The organism is Vicinamibacterales bacterium (assembly GCA_041659285.1).
GTDB lineage: Bacteria > Acidobacteriota > Vicinamibacteria > Vicinamibacterales > UBA2999 > 12-FULL-67-14b.
This window is the reverse complement of the sequence record JBAZYO010000006.1, coordinates 62559-80876: the sequence shown is the minus strand read 5'-3', so window position 1 is coordinate 80876 and position 18318 is coordinate 62559. Positions and strand designations below refer to the sequence as shown.

The window sequence follows — 18318 nt, the reverse complement described above, 5'->3', positions numbered from 1 at the left end:
TGGTTCCATGCCTCACAAGCAGTTGCTCTTCCGCTCGGAAGCCCGCGAGAAGGTGCTTCGCGGCGCCGCCGCCATTGCCGACGCCGTGCGCGTCACGCTGGGCCCGAAATCGCGTTGCGTGCTCATCGAGAAGAAGTGGGGCCAGCCGATTGTGTGCAACGACGGCGTCACCATCGCCAAGGAGTTCAGCCTGAAGGATCCCGTCGAGAATCTCGGCGCGCAGATCTTGCGCGGCGCCGCGGAGCGCACCGGCGATGCGGTGGGGGATGGCACCACGACATCGACCATCCTCGCGCACACCATCGTCGCGGATGGCATGCGGAACATAGCCGCCGGCGCCAGCGCGATCGATCTCAAGCGAGGGCTGGACCGCGGCGTTCGCGTCGCCATCGACGCCCTGCGTGCCCAGTCAAGGCCCGTTGTCAGCCTGCGCGAGAAGGAGCAAGTGGCGACGGTGTCGGCGCATAACGACGCCGCGATCGGCGAGCTGGTGGCCCGCGCCATCGAGAAGGTCGGCGCCGAAGGGGCGGTCACCGTCGAGGAAGCGAAAGGCACCGAAACGGCCATGGAAGTCGTGGAAGGCCTGCAGTTCGATCGCGGATTCCTGTCGCCCTATTTCGTGACCGACCCCGAGAAGATGGAGGTGGTGCTCGAGGACGCGCGGATCCTGCTGTACGAAGGCAAGATCAGCAACATCAAAGACTTCGTGCCCATCCTGGAGCCGATCGCCAAGCAAGGGGCGGCCCTCCTGGTGATTGCCGAAGACGTGGAAGGCGAAGCGCTGGCCACGCTCGTCGTCAACCGCCTGCGCGGCGTGCTGGCGAATGTTGCCGTGAAGGCGCCAGGCTTTGGCGATCGGCGAAAGGCCATGCTGCAGGACATTGCGATCGTCACCGGCGGCCAGCTGATCGCGGAGGAGCTGGGGATCAAGCTCGAGAACGTGACGCTGGAACACCTGGGCCGCGCGACGCGCGTCGTGGTCGATCGCGATCACACGACCATCGTCGGCGGCAAGGGCGACAAGCGCGCGATCGACGGCCGCTGCCAGGAATTGCGGCGGCAGATTGCCGACACGACGTCGGACTACGACCGGGAGAAACTCGAAGAACGGCTGGCCAAGCTGTCAGGCGGCGTCGCGGTGATTCGCGTCGGTGCGCCGGCCGAAGCGGAGATGAAGAGCCGGCACGAGGCCTTCGACGATGCGATCCACGCGACGCGGGCGGCCATTGCGGAAGGCGTCGTGCCGGGCGCCGGTCTCGCCCTGCTGCGGACCATCGCCGCGGTTGAAGCCGAAGCCGCTAAGGTGGATGGCGACGAGCGCGCCGGCGTGTTGATCCTGCGCCGGGCCCTGGAGACGCCGGCCCGCCAGATTGCCGACAACTCCGGCGCCGATGACGGCGTGGTGGTGGAGAAGATGCGCGGGGGAAGCGGCAACTTCGGCTTCGACGCGGCGACCGGCAAGTACGTGGACCTGGTGGAGGCCGGCATCATCGATCCCACGAAGGTCGTGCGGCTGGCACTCGAGAATGCCGCGTCCGCCGCCGGCGTGCTGCTTCTGACCGAGGCGACGATGACCGAGGTGCCCGAGCCAAGGCCGGAGCCGCCGGCGCTCGACGCCGGATGAGAACCGAGGGGTTGAAAAACCCTCGGACATGGGAAAGATTTCGCAGGTCCCGGGTTCGTTTCCGCCGCGCGCCTAGCGCGTGACCGGTACTCGAATTGCATCGAAATCACGCGGCAAGGCGGTCATGAACAAGCACTTTCCGGGATCCAGGCCGCGGTACGCCGATCGGCAGGAGGCCGGCAAGGCCCTCGCCACCGAACTCCAACGCTACGCCGATCGTGAGGATGTCGTAGTGCTCGGCCTGCCGCGCGGCGGCGTGCCGGTGGCCCACGAGGTCGCCCAATCCCTGCACGCGCCGCTCGACGTGTTCGTGGTCCGCAAGCTCGGCGTGCCCGGTCACGAAGAGCTGGCCATGGGCGCCATCGCCAGCGGCGGCGTCCGCGTGCTCAATGAAGACGTCGTGCGGTGGTACCAGCTCTCCGACACGACCATCGAGACCGTGGCCCGCGTCGAGGGCGCGGAGCTGGAGCGGCGTGAACGCGCGTATCGCGACGGCCGGGCGCCGGAGCCTCTGAAGGGACGCGTCGTCATCATCGTGGACGACGGCCTGGCGACGGGGTCGTCCATGCGGGCGGCGGTGCAGGCGGCCCGCGACCTGAAGCCGTCCCGCATCATCGTCGCCGTGCCGGTGGGCGCGTCCGAGACGTGCCGGGCCCTGGAGCAGGTCGCCGACGAGGTGGTGTGCGCGTACACACCGGACCCGTTCACGGCCGTTGGACTGTGGTACGACGACTTCTCGCAGACCACCGACGAGGAAGTGCGCCGGCTCCTCGCCGCGTCCGCAAGCCGCTCGGTCACGAAACGGAGCGCGTAATGCCTAATACGGTTGACGTCGTTCGCCGGCACGCCGTGCGCTTCGACGAGGACACCGCGGCCGAGAGGTTGATCGAGGTCATTCCGCCCGACGCGCCCGTGGTGCTGATTGGCGAGGCGTCGCACGGCACGCAGGAGTTCTATCGCATCCGCGCCGACCTGACGCGCGCGCTTATCGAGCAGCGCGGCTACACCATCGTCGCCGTCGAAGCGGACTGGCCCGACGCCTACCGCGCGAATCGATGGGTCCGCGGGCTGGGAGCGGACGACACCGCCGAAGCGGCCTTATCGGACTTCACGCGGTTCCCGCGCTGGATGTGGCGCAACCGCGAGGTCGTGCGGTTCTTGCGGTGGCTGCGAGCGGAAAACGCCGAGCGCGGCCCCGACACGCGCGCCGGCTTCTACGGGCTCGATCTTTATAGCCTCCATAGCTCGATGGCCTGCGTCATCGACTACCTGGACAAGGTGGACCCGCCCGCGGCGAACCAGGCGCGCCGCCAGTACGCGTGCTTCGACATGTTCGGCGAGGACCCGCAGGCCTACGGTTACGCCGCCGCGATCAACGTCAGCCGCTCCTGTGAAGACGAGGCCGTGAATCAGCTGCTGGACCTGCGGCGCCGCGGCCCGGACTACCTGAGTCTCGACGGGCGCGTGGCGGCCGACGATCTGTTTGCGGCGCAGCAGAACGCCAGCGTGGTCCGCGACGCGGAGGCGTACTACCGCTCGATGTTCCGCGGCCGCGCCGAGTCGTGGAACCTTCGCGACCGGCACATGATGTCAACCCTGGACGCGCTGCTGGCCTTCGACAAGGCGGCGGGCGGCCCTGGCAAGGCCGTGGTGTGGGCGCACAACTCCCACCTCGGTGACGCGCGGGCCACGGCCATGGCCTCGACCGGCGAACTCAACCTCGGCCAGCTCGTGCGCGAGCGGTTCGGCAAGCCGGCCTGCCTGATCGGCATGACGACGCACCGGGGGGCCGTGACGGCGGCCACGGAATGGGGTCAGCCAGCCGAGCACCGGCAGGTGCGTCCTTCGCTCGCCGGTTCCTATGAACGGCTGTTTCACGACACCGGTGTGCCGATGTTCCTGTTGCGGCTGCACGACCGGCACCTCGAGCCGGTGCTGGCGCCGGCGCGACTCGAGCGGGCCATTGGCGTGATCTACAAACCAGAAACCGAGCGGGGCAGTCATTACTTTTCCGCCCGCCTGCCCGCCCAGTTCGATGTCGTCGTGCACGTGGACGACACCCGCGCGCTCGAGCCGCTCGAGACGTGGGCACGTCACGAAGCCGATCTGCCGGAAACCTATCCGACTGGAGTCTGACGTGCCCAAGACGCTTCCCATCGAGATCCGCGTTGGCACCGACCTGATCGACGGCGACCTGGCGACGCCGCCGGGCGCGGCCGGCCTGGTCGTGTTCGCCCACGGCAGCGGGAGCAGCCGGTTCAGCAGCCGCAACCGCGCCGTCGCGCAGGTCCTGCAGCAGGGCGGCTTCGCGACGCTGATGATGGACCTGCTGACGCGCGAAGAGGACGCCGTTGATGTGCAGACCCGGGAATACCGGTTCGACATCGAGTTGCTGGGGCGCCGCGTGACCGCCGCCGTCGATTGGGCGCAGACCGAACCCGGCATCGCGGCGCTGCCAATCGGCTGCTTCGGCGCCAGCACGGGCGCCGCCGCCGCGCTGATTGCCGCGGCCGAGCGGCCGGAGTTCGTGCGCGCGGTGATTTCGCGCGGCGGCCGGCCGGACCTGGCCGGCGAGGCGCTCCCGCGCGTGCAGGCGCCGACGCTGCTGATTGTGGGCGGCCATGACGAGCCGGTGATCGATCTCAATCGCGCGGCGATGCTGCGCATGCGCGCGCCGGTGCAGCTGGAGATCGTGCCCGGCGCGACCCACCTGTTCGAGGAGCCCGGCACCCTCGAAGCCGTATCGCGGCTGGCCACCGACTGGTGCACGCGGTATCTCGTGAAGCCGCGGCCGTGAGACCGTGCCATGACCCAGGATCCCGCCGCGACAGGCGTCGACACCGGCACCCGGTGGCCGGCGATCATCAAGGATCCCGGGACTCGTAGTGGCGCCAACCTGCGCGACTACCGCAAGGCGTGGTCGGAGTTCTCCTGGGAAGAAGCGCGAGGATGGCTGGACGGCCTGCCCGGCGGCCGCGGGCTCAACATCGCGCACGAAGCCGTCGATCGGCATGCCGCCCACCTGCACCCGAACCGGCTCGCGCTCCGCTGGATTAGCCGCGCCGGCGAGCGGCGCGACTTCACCTACGACGACCTGCGCCGCCTGACCAGCCAGTTCGCCAACGTGTTGAGCCGGCTCGGAGTGGGGAAGGGCGACGTGGTGGCGACGCTCGCCGGACGGATCCCGGCGCAGTACGTGACCGCGCTCGGCACGCTCAAGAACGGCAGCGTCTACACGCCGCTGTTCTCGGCCTTTGGCCCCGACCCGATCGTGTCGCGCATGACCATCGCCAAGGCCCGCGTCCTGGTGACCACCGACACGCTGTACCGCAAGAAGGTGGAGCCGGTGCGCGCACAGATGCCCGCGCTCGAACACGTCGTCCTCGTGCGCGAGACGCCGGCGCCGCTGCCGCCCGCCACGTGGGATTTCAACGCGCTGGTTGAGGGCGCATCGCCCGAGTTCACCATTCCAGCCACGGACCGGCAAGACCTCGCGCTGCTGCACTTCACCAGCGGCACCACCGGCAAGCCCAAGGGCGCCATGCACGTGCACGACGCCGTGGTGGCGCACTTCGCCACCGCGCGCTTCGCCCTCGACTTCCACGATGGCGACCGCTACTGGTGCACGGCCGATCCGGGGTGGGTGACCGGGACGTCCTACGGCATCATCGCGCCACTGACGCACGGACTGACCATGGTGGTGGACGAAGCGGACTTCGATGCCGAACGGTGGTACCGCATCATCCGCGATGAGCGCATCACGGTGTGGTACACCGCGCCGACCGCCATCCGCATGTTGATGAAGTCGGGCGCCGCGCTGGCGCGACAGCATGACCTGCGGAGCCTGCGGTTTCTTGGCAGCGTCGGCGAGCCGCTCAATCCGGAAGGCGTGATGTGGGGTGTCGAGGCCTTCGATCGCCCGTTCCACGACAACTGGTGGCAGACCGAAACCGGCGGCATCATGATCGCCAACGTCGCGGCCCTGGATATTCGGCCGGGCTCGATGGGCCTCCCGCTCCCCGGCGTCGAGGCGGCCATCGTCAAGCGCGACGCGGAGGGCCTGGTCGTGGAGATCGACGAGCCCGGCGTGCAAGGCGAGCTGGCGCTGCGACCGGGGTGGCCGTCGATGTTCCGCGGCTATCTCGGCGACGACGAACGCTATCGCCGGTGCTTCGCCGGCGGGTTCTATCTCACCGGCGACCTCGCGCGCCGCGACGCCGACGGCTACTACTGGTTCATCGGGCGCGCCGACGATGTGATCAAGTCCGCTGGACACCTGATTGGCCCGTTCGAAGTGGAGAGCGCGCTGCTCGAGCACGAAGCCGTGGCCGAGGCCGGTGTCATCGGCAAGCCGGATCCCGTCGCCGGCGAAGTGGTGAAGGCGTTCGTGGCGTTGAAGCCCGGGTTCGAGCCGGACGAGGCCCTGCGCCGCTCGATTCAGGCGCTGGCCCGCAGCCGCCTCGGCGCCGTCGTCGCGCCGCGGGAGATCGCGTTTGTTGACGCGGTGCCGCGCACGCGGTCCGGCAAGATCATGCGCCGCCTCCTGAAGGCCCGTGAGCTGGGGCTGCCCGAGGGCGACACCTCCACACTGGAGCCGTCATGAGCACCCCACCACTGGAGCGGACGCACGGGCAGCGGCTGCTGCGCGAGATGATCCGCATCCGCCGGTTCGAAGAGGCCTGCGCCGAGCACTACAGCGCCGGACACATCCGCGGCTTCCTGCATCTCTACATCGGTGAGGAGGCGGTCGCCGTCGGCGTGATGCAGGGCCTGACCCCGGCCGACGCCATCGTCGCGACCTACCGCGAGCACGGGCACGCACTGGCGCGCGGGATCGGTGCCGACCCCTTGATGGCCGAGATGTTCGGCAAGCAGGAAGGCTGCAGCCGGGGCCGTGGCGGGTCGATGCACGTCTTCGACGCCGCGACCCGGTTCTATGGCGGCAACGCCATTGTCGGCGGCGGGCTGCCGCTCGCCGTGGGCCTCGCCCTGTCCGATCAGTTGTTGGGCCGCCGGCGGGTGACCGCCTGCTTCTTCGGCGACGGTGCGGTCGCCGAAGGGGAGTTCCACGAGTCGATGAACCTGGCCGCGCTGTGGAAGCTGCCGGTGCTGTTCGTGTGCGAGAACAACCTGTATGCGATGGGCACGCGCATCGAGCGGGCGCTGTCGCAGACCGACCTGCCGGCCAAGGCCCGGACCTACGGCATGCCCACGGCCTCCGCGGACGGCATGGACGTGACCGCCGTGGAAGACGCCGCCAGGTCGGCGGCCGAGCAGGTGCGGGCCGGCAACGGCCCGTTCTTCCTCGAGTGCCGGACCTATCGCTTCCGTGCCCACTCGATGTTCGATGCCGAGCTGTACCGCGACAAGGCCGAAGTTGAGGAGTGGAAGACGCGCGACCCCATCGCGTTACTGAAGGCCCGGCTCGAACAGGCCGGGCTGTTGGATGCGCGCGAGCTCACCGCCATCGAGGACGAGGTCCGCGGAGAAATCGCCAGGGCCGTCGCCTTTGCCGACGCCGGCACGTGGGAACCGGTGGAACACCTCACGCAGGACGTCTACACGCCGGCAGCACAGGAGGCGAACCGTGGCTAACGGGCCGACCAGGCGAATCACCTATCGGGATGCGATGCGCGAAGCGATTCGCGAGGCGCTGACGCGCGATCCCCGTGTCTTCCTGATGGGTGAGGACGTGGGCCGCTACGGCGGGGCCTATGCGGTCAGCAAGGGGCTGCTCGCGGAGTTCGGGCCGGAGCGCATTCGCGACACGCCGCTCTCCGAGTCCACGTTCGTCGGCGCCGGCATCGGCGCCGCGCTCGGCGGCTCGCGTCCGATCGTCGAGGTGATGACGGTGAACTTCAGCCTGCTCGCCCTCGATCAAATCGTGAACACCGCCGCCACCATCCGCCACATGTCCGGCGGCCAGTTCAGCGTCCCGGTGGTGATCCGGATGGCCACCGGCGCCGGCCGGCAACTGGCCGCGCAGCACGCCCACAGCCTCGAAGGCTGGTTGGCGCATGTGCCCGGGCTGCGGATCGTCGAGCCGGCCACGATCGAGGATGCGCGCGGCATGCTGTGGACCGCGCTGCAAGACCCGGACCCGGTGCTGATCTTCGAGCACCAGACGCTCTACAACTTGGAAGGCGACCTGCCCGCGGATGCCGGGCCCGTGGACATCGACCGCGCCGTCGTCCGCCGCCATGGCGGGGACGTCACGGTCATTACGTATGGCGCGATGCTGTACAAGTCCCTCGCCGCCGCCGCCACGCTGGCGGCCGACGGCGTCGAGTGCGAGGTCATCGACCTGCGGACGCTGCGGCCGCTCGACATGAACACGATATTCGAGTCGGTGCGCCGCACCCGGCGCGTCGCGATTGTGGACGAAGGCTGGCGCAGCGGCGGGCTGTCGGCCGAGATCGCGGCCCGGTTGGCCGAATCCGCGTTCTACGATCTCGATGCGCCGATCGCGCGCGTGTGCTCGGCCGAAGTGCCGATCCCGTATCCCAAGCACCTCGAAGACGCCGCGGTGCCTCAGGCGGCGGCCATCGTTGACGCGGTGCGCGCGCTTCTGCCGGCGCCGGCGCCGCGATGAGCGAATTCCGCATGCCGTCGCTCGGCGCCGACATGGAGGCGGGCACATTGGTGGAATGGACCAAGGCGCCCGGCGACACCGTGGCGCGCGGCGACATCGTGGCGGTGGTTGACACCGACAAAGGCGCGATCGAGATCGAGGTGTTCGAGCCGGGCACCATCGAGCGCTTGCTGGTCGAACCCGGGCAGAAGGTACCGGTGGGCACCGCGCTCGCGATCATCCGCGGCGCGAACGAGACGCCAGGGGCGGCCGCGCCGGCAGCGGTCGGTGCGCCTGCCGCCCCCGTGCGGACGCGCGTGTCGCCTGCCGCCAGAAAGGCCGCCGAACAGCTTCACGTCGACCTGGCCGGCGTGGTGGGCCAGGGGCCGGGTGGCGCCATCACCGTGGCCGATGTCGAACGGGCCGCGGCGGCGGGTCCGCCCGCCCCCAAGACCTCGACCCGCGCCGCCGGCATGCGCGCTGCCATTGGTGCGGCCATGGCGAGGTCGAAGCGCGAGATTCCACATCTCTACCTGTCCACTACTGTCGACGTGACCCAGCCGCTGGCCTGGTTGGGGCTGGCCAACCAGGCCCGGCCGGTTACCGAACGCCTGCTGCCGATCGTGCTGTTCCTGAAAGCGGTCGCCAACGCCGCGGTGGAGGTGCCGGCGGTCAACGGCACCTGGAACGAGAACGGGTTTGTCCCCGGTGCCGGCGTGCACATCGGTTGCGCGATCGCGCTCCGCGACGGCGGCCTCGTCGCGCCGGCGTTGCATGACGTGGACAAGAAGTCCCTCGGCGAGGCGGGCCGCGACCTGATGGACCTGGTGTCGCGCGCGCGCGCGGGCTCGCTGCGCAGTTCCGAGATGACGGATGCCACGATTACCTTGACGAATCTCGGCGACCTGGGTGTGGACGCCGCCTACGCGGTCATCTATCCGCCGCAGGTGGCGATTGTCGCGATCGGCCGCGTGGTGGAGCGGCCGTGGGTGGTGGCTGGGCGCGTCGAGCCGCGGTCGGTGGTCACGCTGTCGCTGTCGGCCGACCATCGCGCCGTCGATGGCCGGCAGGCCGGCGCCTTTCTGGCGGCCGTCGAGCGCGCCCTGCAGGCGCCGGAGGCCCTATGACGCCCGATCAGATCCGGGAGGCGTTCGTGCGGGCCCTCACCTCGGTGGCGCCGGAGATCGATCCGCTCAGCCTGCGGCCCGACGTGCCGTACCGGCAGGAGTGCGAGCTCGACTCGATGGACTTCCTGAACGTCGTCATTGCCCTGCGCCGGGACCTCGGCGTCGAGGTCCCGGAGGCAGACTATGCACGGCTGGCGACGGTGAACCAGGCGGTGGAGTACCTGGCGGGCCGGCTGGCGCCTAGCGCCGCGCCCCCGAGTACTCCAGCATCTGCTGCGTCAGATCCAGCGGATACGAAATCGTCACGTCCGTGATCTGGCCGTTGGCGCCCATCACCGGTGTCAGCTTCGGCATCACGAACCCCGTGTACGACGGCAGGTTCAGCTTGTCCACGCGCGCCACGATCTGGTCGCGCAGCTTCGCGTCGAAGTGCACGCCGTAGGTGGAGAAGAGCTTCTTCGCGCCGGCGTAGTCGCCCTCGGACTTGATGCGCTGTACGTCCGCCAGCAGCTGGCCGACGCCGTCGCGGAAGGCCTTCGCGTCCACCATCACCAGGTAGGTCTTGCCGTCGCGCGTGCGCTCCTCGATGGCCTTGGTGTTCGCCATCAGCCAGCGGACGATCATCTGCCGGTTGCGCATGTGGTCTTCCTCGATCTGCGTGCCCTCGCGCATCCGCCGCAACTGGACCAGCGCGTTGCGGGTGTAGGACTCGTACTCGGCGCGGACCATGGCGTCGTGATCGGCGGCGGGGACGACGCCGAGCTCCACCAGCTTCGGGTCGGCGATGAAGTACAGCCCGACGAGGTCGGCGCGGCCTTCTTCGAGGGCCGAGAACTCTTCCTTGATCAGCGCTTGCGGGTTGGCCTTGCCGTCGGCCTGTTTGCCCGAGGCGTGGCCGATCACTTCATGCATGTCGGTGGTCAACGAGCCGGCCTCTTCGGCATACTTCGCGGCGCGTTCGGTCTCGTCCGGCGCCCACGTGAACTCGCCGCGCATCGCGCCCGGCGTCGATCGCGCGTAGGCTTCGCTGACGTTCGACAGCGCCACCGACTTGCTGCCGTGCTTCTCGCGGATGGCCTGGTCGTTCGGCAGGTTGATGCCGACCGGTGTCACCGGGCCGGAGTCGCCGGTTTCCACCACGACGTCGATGGCGTTGGCGACAATGCCCTGAACGCTGGCCTTGCGGTACTTCGCTTCCCACGGCATGTGGTCCTCGAACCACTGCGCGTTGGCGGCGATGGTCTTGATGCGCGCCGTCTTCTCCTGATTGACGTAGAAGACGAGGGCCTCCCAGCCGCCCTTGATGCCGCGCGGGTCGAGGTAGACCTCGATGAAGCCGTTGATGGTATCAACCGGCGACGCCTGGTCCTGCACCCAGGCAATGTCGTAAGCCTCGCGGTCCTTCACTTCGCCGGTGCGATAGAACGTCGCCAGCGCCTCGAGCGCCTTCGCCATCGGCGGCTCCGCGAACGCCTTCGCCGCGTCGAGGTGCTTCACGATCTCGGTGATGTACTTCCCGTAACGGCCGTCGATGCGATAGACCTCTTCCACCAGTTTGCCGTTCGTCTTCACCAGGCGCGAGTTGAGCCCGTACTTCTCCTCGAAGCCCTTGAGGTCGGCCACCGTCACGCCATCGTAGAGGTTGTTGGCGCTGGCCTGCAGGATGTCCTTGCCGGCCCCCGGGGTCTTGTTGGTGACGATGGGATCGACCGCCGCGTCGAAGAACATGGGCTGGAGGCGCGCCACCGCGGCGTCGCCGGCGCCGGCGGCCTTGGCCGCCGCGGCGAACGCCTGCGGCGTGCAGGTCAGCACGAACTTGCGCGCCGTCAGGTTGTTGTAGGGGCCGTTGTTCAGCCAGAACAGCTTGGTGTAGCGCTGCACCTCGGCAAGGGTGGCGGCGTCCACGCCCTGCGGATGCGCGACGATCTGCTCGAGGATGCCGCGCATCTCGAGCGCGCTCTCGTGCTTCTGGTCGATGAAAATGTCGCGGCCCGCGATCGCCGCCTGATAGAGGTGCCAAATCAGCGTCTTCTGCTTGAGCGGCAGCGATGAAAAGCCGTCCGCATACAACTGCACCACCGACGCGTCGTCCACCCGCTCGAGCAGGTACTTGCGATCCGCGGGTGGGGGCGCCGGGGCCGTCGCCGCCGGCGTGGCGGCCGGGGCTGGGGCGGGGCTGGAACAGGCAGGGATGAAGGCGACAAGAGCCAGGGCGAGCGTATGACGCAGTCTCATGGGGCTAGCGTAGCGCACCTATGCGGGAGGTCGCTAGGACCCATAAGAAGCGGATATAGTGATGGCTCGGCCACGGTGGCCGCGCTCGAGCGGCCCGGCGTAACGGCCCTAAACTTCCAGTGAGAGGACACACCCATGCGTCTCGTCTACGGTTTCGCACTAGCAGTTGCTCTTTGTTCGCCTTCGCTCATCCGCGCCCAGGCGCCCGCGCAGCCGGAAGGCGCCGTGGCGGTGAAGGACGGCGGCATTTTCGCGAAGGGCTGGGCGGGCAAGATTGACGCGCAGGAAGAGAAGGCCGGCCAGGTCCTGAACAACGCGCGCCTCGCCGAAAAGGGTGGCGTGCTCGAGGTGCGGACCGGTCCCGCGGTCATCTACTGGAACCCCGCGAACAAGGCGGCCGGCAACTACACGGTGAAGGCCACGTTCACCGAATCCAACTACATGGGCCTGAACAATCACCCGCATCCCTACGGCATCGTCATCGGCGGCAACGACCTCGGCACCGCCGACCAGAGCTTCATCTACTGCTCCGCCTACGGCGACGGCACGTTCATCGTCCGCGGCATGGGCCCGGCGCCGTTCGCGGTGAGCTCGCGCAAGCCCGAGCCGAACGCGGCGATTGGCAAGGCGGCCGGGAAGGGTTCGGCCGTGAAGCAGGACATCGCCCTGACGGTGACCGCCGACAAGATCGAGTGCTCGGTGAACGGCACCGTGGTCGGCAGCTACCCCAAGGCCGCCGTCGTCGCCGCGGGCAAGCTCAAGTCCACCGACGGCGTCTACGGCATCCGCTTCGCGCACAACACGGAGGCCACGGTGACCGGCCTCACCTTGACCAAGCAGTAAGCGTCGCGCGTCCGCATGAAGCAAAAGGCCGGGTGGGGTTTGACCCACCCGGCCTTTTCCATTCCATGACGAGGTCCGGCTGAAGCCGGACACTACGTTAGGTCGCCTATCCGCGGACGTACTTGTTGAAGTGCGCGATGGTGCGGCTCCACGCCAGCTTGGCTGCCGCCGCGTCGTAGCGGGGCGTGGTGTCGTTGTTGAAGCCGTGCTGCGTCCCGGCGTAGATGTAGCCTTCGTAGCGGACGTTGTTGGCCTTGAGCGCGGCTTCCCACGCCGGCCAGCCGGCATTGATGCGCTCGTCCACGCCGGCGTAGTTGATCAGCATGGCGGCCTTGATTTTGGCCGTGTCTTCCACGGTCGGCTGGCCGCCATAGAAGGGCACGCCCGCGCTGAGGTCGGCGCCGAGGCGCGCGGCCAGCATGTTCACCACGCCGCCGCCGTAGCAGAAGCCGACCGCGCCAATCTTGCCGGTGCAGTCGGACCGCGACTTCAGCAAGGCCGACGCGGCGAGGAAGTCTTCACGCGTCTTCGGCTGTTCGAGCTTGGGGAACAACTCGCGGGCCTTCTCTTCGTCGCCGGGATAGCCGCCGAGCGGCGTGAGGGCGTCGGGGGCGAGGGCCATGAAGTTGTCGAGGGCGAGCCGCCGCGCGATGTCTTCGATGTGCGGGTTCAGGCCGCGGTTCTCGTGGACGACGACGATGCCCGGCAGTTTGCCGGTGGCGTTGGCCGGCCGGCAGAGGTACGCCTTGATCTTGCCGTAGCCGTTGGGCGAGGCAATCTCGACGTATTCGGTCTTCAGGCGCTTGTCGTCTTTCGGCACCTGCTGCGCCTCGGCGAACTTCGGGCTCAGCGAGTCGAGCAGCATGCCGGTGGTGACGCCGCCAATCGCGAACTTGGTGGCCCGATCGAGAAAGCCCCGGCGATCGATGGCGCCGTGCACGTACTGGTCGAAGATGAGAAGCAGTTCCTGGTCGAAATCCTGCGCGGTCTTGCGGTCCATGTAGGTCCTCCGGAGGGGGAAGCATACAATGCGACGTTCGGCTTTTAACGGATTTACCTTTTCCGCCGATGACCCGGTCAAACCCGTCAATGCGCCACATCACGCTCGGATTCCTAACTGGACTGTTGCTGACCGCCGCCACCGCGGACGCGGCGCCAACCATCGTGTCGGTGGCCACGGTGGCCGCAGCCACCGTCGGCGGCCGGGTGATCTACTCGTCGTCCCAGCTGATCGTGACGTGGTCACCGGCGGCAGGCGAGCAGGTCCACCATTTCGAAGTGGCCGCCAGGGAGGCCGTGCAGAACACGGCGGTGAGGGCCACCGCCGCGTCAACGGCCACCGGCCTCACGCTGACCGGATTGAAGGCGGCCACCGCCTACTCGGTCACCGTGCAGTCGTGTGCAAACGAGGCGTGTTCCGCATTCAGTTCTTCGGCGAGCGCGAGTGCCGACACCGATCCTGAGTACTGGCAGCTGCGGGGGGCGGGCAACACCGTCAGCGGGCTGACCAAGGCCGTGAGCGACGGCAACGCCCGGTTGAGCGCCACGCGGTTCGGTCCCGACGCGGGAGCTCTCGCCAATCGGGTGCAGCTGTACTACGGCCCCATGGCGTCCAACCGCCAGTCGCAACTGTCGGTCGCGGTCGCTTCGGGCCCGGCCGACGCCGCCAACCCGGATAGTTACCTCACCTTCACCAGCCGCGCGGGGTCGAGCGGCCTGATCGGGCCATCGACCGCAGCCGCGCTTGTGACCAACATGGCGACGGGGCAGGGCGTGCCGGTCGCGCGCGAGCGCGGCGGGTTCGTGCGCCTGTTCTTCGAGGCGCAGGGCGCCGACGGCCGCACGCGCGCGATGTGGATCGACAGCAAGGACGGCTACTACGGTCTCGATTTCAACGCCGGCGCCGAAACGACGTGCCGCACGGCGGCCGACTATTCCTCGGGCGGTGGTTGCGAGCCGACGGTGGCGATCGCCGTGGATGGCGACGTCAACGGCAACAGCCGCATCACCCACTCGCGCCAGTTCAAGGTCGCCTGGCCCACCCTTGACTCACCGCACTGGGACATGGCGGCCGGTTCGTTCATGGTGTTCACGTCGGATCGCGTCACCGGCTGTTCCGACTACCAGCAGAACCACGGCTACGCGGTGTGGGACGGCGCCAAGTGGGTGGTGCAGTATCGCGACAACGGCTGCCCGAAACTGTTCACGAGCGCGCAGGCCGCATTTCCGTTTCACAGCGGCGGCGCGCGGTATCGGCTCTACTACGGGGATCCGTCGATCAGCACGGGCCGCGGCACGTCGAACCTGCCGTTCCTCGGGCCGAAGAAGCTGATCTACGCCGACGGCTCGGTGAGCGGCTCGCCGACGGTCGTGGACTTCGAAGACTGGGAGGCGCAGACCTCGGCGAGGGACGTCGTGTTCCTGTGGCCGAACGGGGATCAGATGGACGCGGGCGCCGAAGGTTATATCGACGACTACCACTTCCTCACGCCGACGGGCGACCCGAACCTGCAGGTGATGTACATCACCATCACCGACGGGGCGATTGCTCCGATCTCGGTGGTGGCGGTGTTGCAGAACCCGTAGGTCCGCCTAAAGGCGGACGCCACATCCCGATGTAGCGTCCGGCTTTAGCCGGACTACTGCAAGCTCCAAAGCGAGATCGAGTTCACGTCCTTGACGAAGATGCGCTGCCCCGAGAGCACCGGCTGCGCCCACGTGGCGCTGTTCGCCACCGTGTAACGCTTCAGGATCTCGAACTGCTTGGGATTGGCGCGCGCCACGACCAGCTCCGCGTCGGCCTCGAGCGCGAACCACAGGTCGCCCGCCTTCACCAACGCCGCATTCTCGCCCTGGCGCGGCGCCGAGAGCCAATGCGTCTGGCCGGTGTTGGCATCCACCGCGAAGAACTGGCCGCTGTTCCGCGGTGAAAATCCGAACAGCGTGTTGCCAATCACCACGCCGGTGCTCATGTCCATGGTGACGTCGTTGTTCACCCACACATCCTCGGACGTCCACTCGCCGCCGCGGTTGATCAGGCGGAACGCGGTGACCGGCATGCCGAGCCCGGAGATGATCAGGGTCTGGCCGAACACGATGGGGGTCACGGCATTGCGCGTGGCGCGGACCGCATACGGCCGGCGCCACAGCAGGGCGCCGGTGGCCGCCGACACGCCGACCAGGTTGTCTTGCGTGAGCGTGATGATCTGGCGGGTGCCGGCCACGTCCACGGCCATCGGCGATCCGTAGGCCGGGCCGTCGCCGTTCCAGCTCCATTTCACCTCGCCGGTGCGCGCGTCGAACGCGGTCAGGGCGCCGCTGCCGTGGCCGCCGACGTGCACAATCGCCAGGCCGCGGTCGATCAACGGCGACATCGCCGTGTGATAGAGCGGCTCCACCGGCGGTGGCGGCGTCTGCCAGACCTGCGTGCCGGTGGCGGCGTCAAACGCCGTGACCATGCCGCTCATGCCCAGCGTGTAGAGCCGGCCGTCGGCAAAGGTGGGAGTGGATTTCGGCCCCGTGCCGTGCGTCCGCGTGGCCGCCGGGTTGGCTGTGAAGGTGGCGACGTACTTGGTTTCCCACACCGTCTTGCCGGAGGCCGCGTCGAGCGCGCGCATCACTTCGTGCTCGCCCTGCCGCGCGAAGGCGTAGACGCGATCCCCGACGATGATGGGGGCGGAGTAGCCGAGGCCGACCTCGACCTTCCACTTCAGGTTGAGCGCGTCGGGCCATGACGCCGGGGCCGCGAACGCGGTGGCGGCGCCGTCGCGATTGGCGCCGCGCCACTGCGGCCAGTCGGTGGAGGGACGTTGCGCGGCGGCGGGCGAGAGCCCGCACACCGCGAGGGTCACGACGCAACCGAGCAGCCGGGGAGTCATCCCTTTGGCTGCGGCACGATGCGCAGGTACGGCTTCAGCGCCTTCCATCCCTGCGGGTACGTCTTCCTGGCCTCTTCGTCGTTCACCGACCCGAGGATGATCACATCGTCGCCATTCTTCCAGTTCACCGGCGTGGCGACCTTGTACTTCGCGGTGAGCTGCATCGAGTCGATCACGCGCAGCACCTCGTCGAAGTTGCGGCCGGTGCTCATCGGGTAGGAGATCACCAGCTTGATCTTCTTGTCGGGGCCAATCACGTAGACGTTGCGCACCGTCTGGTTGTCGGCCGCGGTGCGGCCCTCGCAGGACTCGCCGGCGTCGGCGGGCAACATGCCGTACAGCTTGGCGACCTTCAGGTCGGTGTCGCCGATCATCGGGAAGTTGGGGGCCGTGCCCTGGGTTTCGGCGATGTCTTTCGCCCAGCCGTCGTGCCGATCAACCGGGTCGATGCTGAGGCCGATCACCTTGACGTGCCGCTTGTCGAACTCCGGCTTGATGCGCGCCATGTAGCCGAGTTCCGTGGTACAGACCGGCGTGAAGTCCTTGGGGTGCGAGAAGATCACGCCCCAGGAACTGCCGAGCCACTCGTGAAAGCGGATCGGACCGTCAGTGGTTTGTGCCTCGAAGTCGGGGGCATCCGTGCCAATCGCCAAGGGACCAGTGCTCATGCGTCGCTCTCCTGAGATTCTGAGAAAGGCTTCAAAAAGACCAAAGGCCTGAAGGCTACGATGCCCTCAGGCCTTGGCAGGTTACTCCAGTTCGCGGTGGCTAGAGTCCGCCGCCGGGCGGACGCGGCACGGCGGTGCGGGCGCCCGAGTCGCCGCTGGATCCGGACGAGCCGCCCGAATATCCCTGCGACGACACGCCGCTCGATCCGGTGTCGCTGCCGCCGTTGCTGCCGGACCATCCGGCGCTGGAGCCGTTACCGTTACCGCTCGTCCGCACCGGTGCCGGCTCGTTGTCGCGCGGCCGCACCTGCGTGTAGCCGCGGCCGTTGACGACGCGGCCCTCGGGCGCCGGCGTGGCGGTGCCAGTACCCGTCCCGTTGTCCACGATCACCCATCCGCCGCTGTTCGGGTAGTAGTAGCCGTAGCCGTAGCCGTTATACGGGTAGTAGTTCGAGTACGGCGAATAGTACCCGCACGACGAGTAGTAGCTGCGGTAGCCGTAGCCATAGCAATCGTCGTAGGCGCCGCCGAACATGATCGGCGACATGAACGGATCGTAGTAGCCGCCGCCCATCGAGATGCCGACGGGGGCTGAGGCCATGCCGCTGCCGAGGCGTTGGACGACGAAGCGCTCGGGATAGGCCAGGCCGATCATCAGGTCGATGACGTTCTCCGCCACGCCGGCGTCAGCCATGGCCACGAGGGTCTTCTTGTTGATCACGAAGCGGCCCTTGGCTTCGGCCACGGCCGCCTGCACGGCTTCCGCCGGCACCTTGCCGCTGGCCTCGATCACATCGTCCACGTTCCAGAGCGTGTCGGCCTCGGTCAACGCGCGGGTTGCTGAGACGACCACTTGCATGGCGAGTGAACCGTCGGCCAGCTTCTGGTCGAGGGCCCGCCGGTAGCGCTGGACGCGCACCGTCTTGTTCGGGCCGCCCTCCACGAACTGGACGTTGATCCACGACGGCCCGCTCATGAGGAACGCGATGCTCGTCACCTTGCGCGCCGGTTCGGCGCCGCAGGTGACGTCGGTGTAGCGGAACACGCGCTGGCCATCGCGCGACCACTCGGCGCGCTCGCTGCCCTTGCACTCGGCGTCGGTGATCGGCCGCGCCACGCCATCGGTCCGCAGGATTTCGGTGGCGCTGTTGATCTTGGCGACCACGGTGTCCAGCCGGACACCCGGGGTGTCGGGCGTGATGCAGAGGCGCGCGCCGGTGCCGGCCAGGTCGTCTTCGAGGCGCCAGCAGCCAAGCCAGTTGGCGAAGCGCGCGTCAACCTGGGCGGTGGCCGGTCGCGGCGGCGGGGCGGTCTGTTGGGCGTGCGCGACGCCGGCCGCCAGTGAGAACGCGAGAAGCAGTGTCGTTGTCAT

16 protein-coding genes are annotated in these 18318 nt (G+C 68.3%); 11 read left to right on the top strand and 5 right to left on the bottom strand.

Annotated elements, in window-relative coordinates; translation table 11 throughout:
* The first annotated feature begins 7 nt into the window (after positions 1 to 7).
* The 9 genes from groL (at position 8) to WC815_11195 (ending at position 9636) form a co-directional block, all read left to right on the top strand.
* A complete protein-coding gene (groL, locus tag WC815_11235) occupies positions 8 to 1624 on the top strand; it encodes a chaperonin GroEL (protein MFA5909343.1) in 1617 nt (538 codons plus the stop codon).
* A 124-nt stretch (positions 1625 to 1748) separates the two neighbouring features.
* Positions 1749 to 2438, top strand: coding sequence for a phosphoribosyltransferase (locus WC815_11230; GenBank protein ID MFA5909342.1), 690 nt, complete (start codon positions 1749 to 1751; stop codon positions 2436 to 2438).
* Positions 2438 to 3760: an erythromycin esterase family protein gene (locus WC815_11225; GenBank protein ID MFA5909341.1), complete on the top strand. Its 1323-nt coding sequence runs from the start codon at positions 2438 to 2440 to the stop codon at positions 3758 to 3760. The genes WC815_11230 and WC815_11225 overlap by 1 nt, the downstream gene beginning before the upstream one ends.
* 1 nt (position 3761) lies before the next feature.
* Positions 3762 to 4421: a dienelactone hydrolase family protein gene (locus tag WC815_11220; protein ID MFA5909340.1), complete on the top strand. Its 660-nt coding sequence runs from the start codon at positions 3762 to 3764 to the stop codon at positions 4419 to 4421.
* 9 nt (positions 4422 to 4430) lie between these two features.
* Positions 4431 to 6227 carry an acetate--CoA ligase gene (acsA, locus tag WC815_11215; protein ID MFA5909339.1) on the top strand — a complete coding sequence of 599 codons (1797 nt, stop codon included), beginning with the start codon at positions 4431 to 4433 and terminating at the stop codon, positions 6225 to 6227.
* Positions 6224 to 7219 (top strand): pyruvate dehydrogenase (acetyl-transferring) E1 component subunit alpha, encoded by a 996-nt coding sequence (gene pdhA / locus WC815_11210; GenBank protein ID MFA5909338.1) that lies wholly within the window; start codon positions 6224 to 6226, stop codon positions 7217 to 7219. Before acsA ends, pdhA begins: the two co-directional genes overlap by 4 nt.
* Entirely contained in the window at positions 7212 to 8216 is a 1005-nt protein-coding gene (locus WC815_11205; protein ID MFA5909337.1) for an alpha-ketoacid dehydrogenase subunit beta, read from the top strand. The genes pdhA and WC815_11205 overlap by 8 nt, the downstream gene beginning before the upstream one ends.
* A complete protein-coding gene (locus WC815_11200; GenBank protein MFA5909336.1) occupies positions 8213 to 9322 on the top strand; it encodes a dihydrolipoamide acetyltransferase family protein in 1110 nt (369 codons plus the stop codon). Before WC815_11205 ends, WC815_11200 begins: the two co-directional genes overlap by 4 nt.
* Positions 9319 to 9636, top strand: a complete 318-nt coding sequence (locus WC815_11195; protein MFA5909335.1) for a phosphopantetheine-binding protein — start codon at positions 9319 to 9321, stop codon at positions 9634 to 9636. Before WC815_11200 ends, WC815_11195 begins: the two co-directional genes overlap by 4 nt.
* On the opposite strand, the gene WC815_11190 is transcribed toward WC815_11195, so the two are convergent.
* A complete protein-coding gene (locus WC815_11190) occupies positions 9563 to 11557 on the bottom strand; it encodes a hypothetical protein (protein ID MFA5909334.1) in 1995 nt (664 codons plus the stop codon). The genes WC815_11195 and WC815_11190 overlap by 74 nt on opposite strands.
* A gap of 135 nt (positions 11558 to 11692) precedes the next feature.
* On the opposite strand from WC815_11190, the gene WC815_11185 reads away from it, so the two are divergent.
* On the top strand, positions 11693 to 12400 hold the full coding sequence (locus WC815_11185) for a hypothetical protein (GenBank protein ID MFA5909333.1): 708 nt from the start codon (positions 11693 to 11695) through the stop codon (positions 12398 to 12400).
* A gap of 106 nt (positions 12401 to 12506) precedes the next feature.
* On the opposite strand, the gene WC815_11180 is transcribed toward WC815_11185, so the two are convergent.
* Positions 12507 to 13400: a dienelactone hydrolase family protein gene (locus WC815_11180; protein MFA5909332.1), complete on the bottom strand. Its 894-nt coding sequence runs from the start codon at positions 13398 to 13400 to the stop codon at positions 12507 to 12509.
* Between the two features lie 89 nt (positions 13401 to 13489).
* Between WC815_11180 and WC815_11175 the strand changes: the two genes are divergently transcribed.
* On the top strand, positions 13490 to 14986 hold the full coding sequence (locus tag WC815_11175; GenBank protein MFA5909331.1) for a fibronectin type III domain-containing protein: 1497 nt from the start codon (positions 13490 to 13492) through the stop codon (positions 14984 to 14986).
* Between the two features lie 53 nt (positions 14987 to 15039).
* Here the strand turns inward: WC815_11175 and WC815_11170 are convergent, their stop codons facing one another.
* The 3 genes from WC815_11170 to WC815_11160 form a co-directional block, all read right to left on the bottom strand.
* Entirely contained in the window at positions 15040 to 16278 is a 1239-nt protein-coding gene (locus WC815_11170; protein MFA5909330.1) for a PQQ-binding-like beta-propeller repeat protein, read from the bottom strand.
* Positions 16275 to 16946, bottom strand: a complete 672-nt coding sequence (locus WC815_11165; GenBank protein MFA5909329.1) for a peroxiredoxin — start codon at positions 16944 to 16946, stop codon at positions 16275 to 16277. Before WC815_11165 ends, WC815_11170 begins: the two co-directional genes overlap by 4 nt.
* Before the next feature lie 100 nt (positions 16947 to 17046).
* Positions 17047 to 18318: a hypothetical protein gene (locus WC815_11160; GenBank protein ID MFA5909328.1), complete on the bottom strand. Its 1272-nt coding sequence runs from the start codon at positions 18316 to 18318 to the stop codon at positions 17047 to 17049.

Excerpts from the sequence above, each read along its gene's own strand:
- groL (MFA5909343.1), top strand. The coding sequence starts at position 8 with ATGCCTCACAAGCAGTTGCTCTTCCGCTCGGAAGCCCGCGAGAAGGTG.
- WC815_11230 (MFA5909342.1), top strand. The coding sequence starts at position 1,749 with ATGAACAAGCACTTTCCGGGATCCAGGCCGCGGTACGCCGATCGGCAG.
- WC815_11225 (MFA5909341.1), top strand. The coding sequence starts at position 2,438 with ATGCCTAATACGGTTGACGTCGTTCGCCGGCACGCCGTGCGCTTCGAC.
- acsA (MFA5909339.1), top strand. The coding sequence starts at position 4,431 with ATGACCCAGGATCCCGCCGCGACAGGCGTCGACACCGGCACCCGGTGG.
- pdhA (MFA5909338.1), top strand. The coding sequence starts at position 6,224 with ATGAGCACCCCACCACTGGAGCGGACGCACGGGCAGCGGCTGCTGCGC.
- WC815_11200 (MFA5909336.1), top strand. The coding sequence starts at position 8,213 with ATGAGCGAATTCCGCATGCCGTCGCTCGGCGCCGACATGGAGGCGGGC.
- WC815_11195 (MFA5909335.1), top strand. The coding sequence starts at position 9,319 with ATGACGCCCGATCAGATCCGGGAGGCGTTCGTGCGGGCCCTCACCTCG.
- WC815_11190 (MFA5909334.1), bottom strand. The coding sequence starts at position 11,557 with ATGAGACTGCGTCATACGCTCGCCCTGGCTCTTGTCGCCTTCATCCCT.
- WC815_11185 (MFA5909333.1), top strand. The coding sequence starts at position 11,693 with ATGCGTCTCGTCTACGGTTTCGCACTAGCAGTTGCTCTTTGTTCGCCT.
- WC815_11180 (MFA5909332.1), bottom strand. The coding sequence starts at position 13,400 with ATGGACCGCAAGACCGCGCAGGATTTCGACCAGGAACTGCTTCTCATC.
- WC815_11175 (MFA5909331.1), top strand. The coding sequence starts at position 13,490 with ATGCGCCACATCACGCTCGGATTCCTAACTGGACTGTTGCTGACCGCC.
- WC815_11170 (MFA5909330.1), bottom strand. The coding sequence starts at position 16,278 with ATGACTCCCCGGCTGCTCGGTTGCGTCGTGACCCTCGCGGTGTGCGGG.
- WC815_11165 (MFA5909329.1), bottom strand. The coding sequence starts at position 16,946 with ATGAGCACTGGTCCCTTGGCGATTGGCACGGATGCCCCCGACTTCGAG.
- WC815_11160 (MFA5909328.1), bottom strand. The coding sequence starts at position 18,318 with ATGACAACGACACTGCTTCTCGCGTTCTCACTGGCGGCCGGCGTCGCG.